This is a genomic window from Piscirickettsia salmonis LF-89 = ATCC VR-1361, from assembly GCF_000297215.2.
GTDB classification, from domain to species: Bacteria; Pseudomonadota; Gammaproteobacteria; order Piscirickettsiales; family Piscirickettsiaceae; genus Piscirickettsia; species Piscirickettsia salmonis.
This window is the reverse complement of sequence record NZ_AMFF02000274.1, coordinates 1-877: the sequence shown is the minus strand read 5'-3', so window position 1 is coordinate 877 and position 877 is coordinate 1. Positions and strand designations below refer to the sequence as shown.

1 protein-coding gene is annotated in these 877 nt (G+C 43.4%); it reads right to left on the bottom strand.

Annotation, left to right across the window (positions count from 1 at the left end):
* Positions 1-877: hypothetical protein (locus C200_RS15950; protein ID WP_033923866.1), on the bottom strand; the 877-nt coding region annotated here is incomplete at both ends.

Sequence of the window (877 nt, the reverse complement as noted above, 5' to 3'; positions counted from 1 at the left end):
CCATGGCTCGCAGCGGAGGCATTGCTGGCACCGCTTCCTCGATGACTGGTTCACAAAAATCAGCTCTCTCTGCTTGGTTAATCTGATCTGCACACTCAAGTTCCCAGCCGCTCATAAACGCATCATTGCGACCTTCAAAAAGAGTCGCAGGGGCCGGTGACTTCGTACTCGCTTTTGTAAATAAGCCTGACATTCTCTCTAATTTTTCAGACTTTCTCAATAGCTCTTGTTCATGGCTCTGTTCTTGCTCAAGCTCAAGCTCTTGCTGCCTTTGGTGGCGCAACACCAATTCAGAAGTCCGCCATTCCTCTTGACTCCGGCCAAGCTCAGCTTCTGCTGCTGTCAGCACAAAAGGAATATTAAGCTTTCTTACCTCGACTACACCGATATTTAGCTTATCAACACAAGATATAATCTCTTCTTCTAGTTCATGATTACCTTGCAAATCGCTTTCAATCAATACAGCCAACTCTTCAGCTATAATCGATTCAACTTTTGTATTAGGCAATGCAAATACACCAGAGTTAGAGTCAAAGTAACAAATTTTTCCAGCAACCTTAAATACAACCACTGCATGCTTTAACTGTGATAATCCAAGGCAGTAGGCATTTGAATCTGTATCCATTATCAGCTCATCAACAATATCCCTTAACGCCAACCGTGCTGAGAATGAAGGTCCTGTCGAAACTGTTTTTTTATATCCTAAATACCACTCTGTATTGAACAAAAAGTCCATATGCTGCTCTATAGGTCGAGCCGTTAAATCACCTTGATCACTCTTTTGGTTTTCTTCTTTTTGCTGAACCATCGCCAAACCAACACGCTCAGCAATATCAGGTTGCGCCAAGTAAGCAGGAAACCGCCCTCCGTCATCTGA